This is a genomic window from Algoriphagus aestuariicola, assembly GCF_017254835.1.
GTDB classification, from domain to species: domain Bacteria; phylum Bacteroidota; class Bacteroidia; order Cytophagales; family Cyclobacteriaceae; genus Algoriphagus; species Algoriphagus aestuariicola.
In genome coordinates, this window is the sequence record NZ_JAFKCW010000008.1 from 1 (window position 1) to 3,184 (window position 3,184).

The 3,184-nt window shown below is 54.0% G+C and carries 1 rRNA gene and 1 other annotated feature (1 of these 2 cut by a window edge); the gene reads right to left on the reverse strand.

Annotation, left to right across the window (positions count from 1 at the left end):
* Nucleotides 1-5 precede the first annotated feature (5 nt).
* A 5S ribosomal RNA gene (gene rrf / locus J0A67_RS22535) occupies nt 6-117 on the reverse strand.
* 134 nt (nt 118-251) lie between these two features.
* Nucleotides 252-3,184, reverse strand: a sequence feature (most likely nonfunctional fraction of RNA operon) (it continues 1,341 nt past the right edge of the window).

Here is a 3,184-nt window from a genome sequence, read left to right on the forward strand (position 1 = left end):
GAATAATGTGGCGGCGACCTACTCTCCCGGGTGTAACCCCAGTACCATCGGCGCTGCAGGGCTTAACTTCTCTGTTCGGGATGGGAAGAGGTGGGACCCCTGCGCTAGGCCGCCTAAATTGTAAGTATACAGTGGGCAGTAAACCGTATCCAGTCTACCCCTTTTGCTGTATCTAATATTTTTGTTCTTCGGTCTTCGGTCTTCCGACTTCCGGCCTTTTCAACACATATCGGTAGAGATTGTAACAAGGGTAGCGTAAGCTTTCGGGCAATTAGTACTGCTCGGCTATGGCATCGCTGCCTTTACACCTGCAGCCTATCGACGTCATCGTCTCTGACGGCCCTATATGGAAGTCTCATCTTGAGGGGAGTTTCGCACTTAGATGCTTTCAGCGCTTATCTCTTCCCGACGTAGCTACCCGGCAGTGCAGTTGGCACCACAACCGGTACACCAGCGGTCAGTCCAACCCGGTCCTCTCGTACTAAGGTCAGGTCCTCGCAAACTTCCCACGCCCGCAACAGATAGGGACCGAACTGTCTCACGACGTTCTGAACCCAGCTCGCGTGCCACTTTAATCGGCGAACAGCCGAACCCTTGGGACCTTCTCCAGCCCCAGGATGTGACGAGCCGACATCGAGGTGCCAAACCTCCCCGTCGATATGAGCTCTTGGGGGAGATCAGCCTGTTATCCCCAGCGTACCTTTTATCCTTTGAGCGACGGCCCTTCCATTCAGAACCGCCGGATCACTATACCCGTGTTTCCACCCTGCTCGGCTTGTCGGCCTTACAGTCAAGCCCCCTTATGCTATTGCACTCCACGTACGGTTACCAAGCGTACTGAGGGAACCTTTGGAAGCCTCCGTTATCCTTTTGGAGGCGACCACCCCAGTCAAACTACCCACCAAGCAATGTCCCCGCCACGCGGGTTAGACACCAAACAAACAAAGGGTGGTATTTCAACGGTGGCTCCACGGATCCTGGCGAACCCGCTTCACAGCCTCCCACCTATCCTACACATCATTTGTCCAGTGCCAATGCTAAGCTGCAGTAAAGGTGCATGGGGTCTTTCCGTCCCGTTGCGGGTACGCGGCATCTTCACCGCGACTACAATTTCACCGAGCTCATGGCTGAGACAGCGCCCAGATCGTTACACCATTCGTGCAGGTCGGAACTTACCCGACAAGGAATTTCGCTACCTTAGGACCGTTATAGTTACGGCCGCCGTTTACTGGGGCTTCGATTCAATGCGTCGCTTGCGCTAACATCCCCTCTTAACCTTCCAGCACCGGGCAGGTGTCAGGCCTTATACCTAGTCTTGAAACTTTGCAAAGCCATGTGTTTTTGTTAAACAGTCGCCTGGGCCTCTTCACTGCGGCTGACATCGCTGCCAGCGCCCCTTCTCCCGAAGTTACAGGGCCATTTTGCCGAGTTCCTTAGCCATGATTCACTCGAGCACCTTAGGATTCTCTCCTCGACCACCTGTGTCGGTTTGCGGTACGGGCACCCATACGCTTAGCGCTAGAAGTTTTTCTTGGAAGCCCTTAGGATCACTATCCGATTGTCCGAAGACGCTCGGTACTGTCAGCTTCGGCTAAGCCCGCGCATTTGACTACGGGCCCAATACCTACTGCCTTTAACCCGGTATTCCGTCACCGGGCGGATCTTTCATCACTCCGTCACTCCATTGCCTGTATGGATGGTATGGGAATATTAACCCATTGTCCATCGACTACCCCTCTCGGGTTCGCCTTAGGCCCCGACTAACCCTGATCCGATTAACGTTGATCAGGAAACCTGGGTCTTACGGTGGGCGGGTTTCTCGCCCGCCTTATCGTTACTTATGCCTACATTTGCTTTTCCAAAAGCTCCAGCACCCCTTACGGGATACCTTCGCCGCCGTTGGAATGCTCCCCTACCACTCGCATCGCTGCGAATCCTTCGCTTCGGTACCAGGTTTGATGCCCGATTATTATCGACGCCCTGTCGCTCGACCAGTGAGCTGTTACGCACTCTTTAAAGGAATAGCTGCTTCCAAGCTAACCTCCTGGCTGTCTCTGCAACTGGACCACCTTTGTTCAACTTAACCTGGATTTGGGGACCTTAGCGGAAGGTCTGGGTTCTTTCCCTCTCGGACTGGGACCTTAGCACCCCAGCCCTCACTGCCGGTTCTGTATATTGGCATTCGGAGTTCGTCAGGATTTGGTAGGATGTGACTCCCCCTAGTCCTATCGGTAGCTCTACCTCCAACATACAATTCCCGACGCTGTTCCTAAAAACATTTCGGGGAGTACGAGCTATTTCTCAGTTTGATTAGCCTTTCACCCCTACCCACAGCTCATCCGGAAGCTTTTCAACGCTTATCGGTTCGGTCCTCCAGTTGGTTTTACCCAACCTTCAACCTGGCCATGGGTAGATCACTAAGTTTCGCGTCTACCCCCTCCGACTCAGCCGCCCTTTCAGACTCGCTTTCGCTCCGGGTGCGGCACTGAATGCCTTACCCTTGCCGGAGAGGAGTAACTCGTAGGCTCATTATGCAAAAGGCACGCCGTCACCACATCGCGTGGCTCCGACCGCTTGTAAGCGCACGGTTTCAGGTTCTATTTCACCCTCCTATTCGGAGTACTTTTCACCTTTCCCTCACGGTACTCGTCCACTATCGGTCTCTCAGGAGTATTTAGCCTTGCCGGATGGTGCCGGCAGTTTCAAACGGGATTTCTCCGGTCCCGTCCTACTCAGGATACCCGCCTCGCTACCCACGCTTCCAGTACGGGACTCTCACCCCCTGCGGTCGGCCTTCCCATGCCGTTCCCGTCGCGTCGGTATTGATTGTGCAGGTCCTACAACCCCGTGCCTGCCGTAACAGGCACGGTTTGGGCTCCTCCGCGTTCGCTCGCCACTACTTACGGAATCATTGTTATTTTCTCCTCCTATGGGTACTTAGATGTTTCAGTTCCCCACGTTCGCCTCTCTTTCGAGATAACCATTGCTGGTTGGGTTGCCCCATTCGGATATCCGCGGATCAACTCGTATTGGCCGATCCCCGCGGCTTTTCGCAGCTTATCACGTCCTTCCTCGCCTCTGAGAGCCTAGGCATCCCCCGTGCGCCCTTAATCACTTACTTCTACTTGTACTATCGCTAGTACTTCTGTTACAATCTCTACTTCAATATGTCAATGAACTTGGA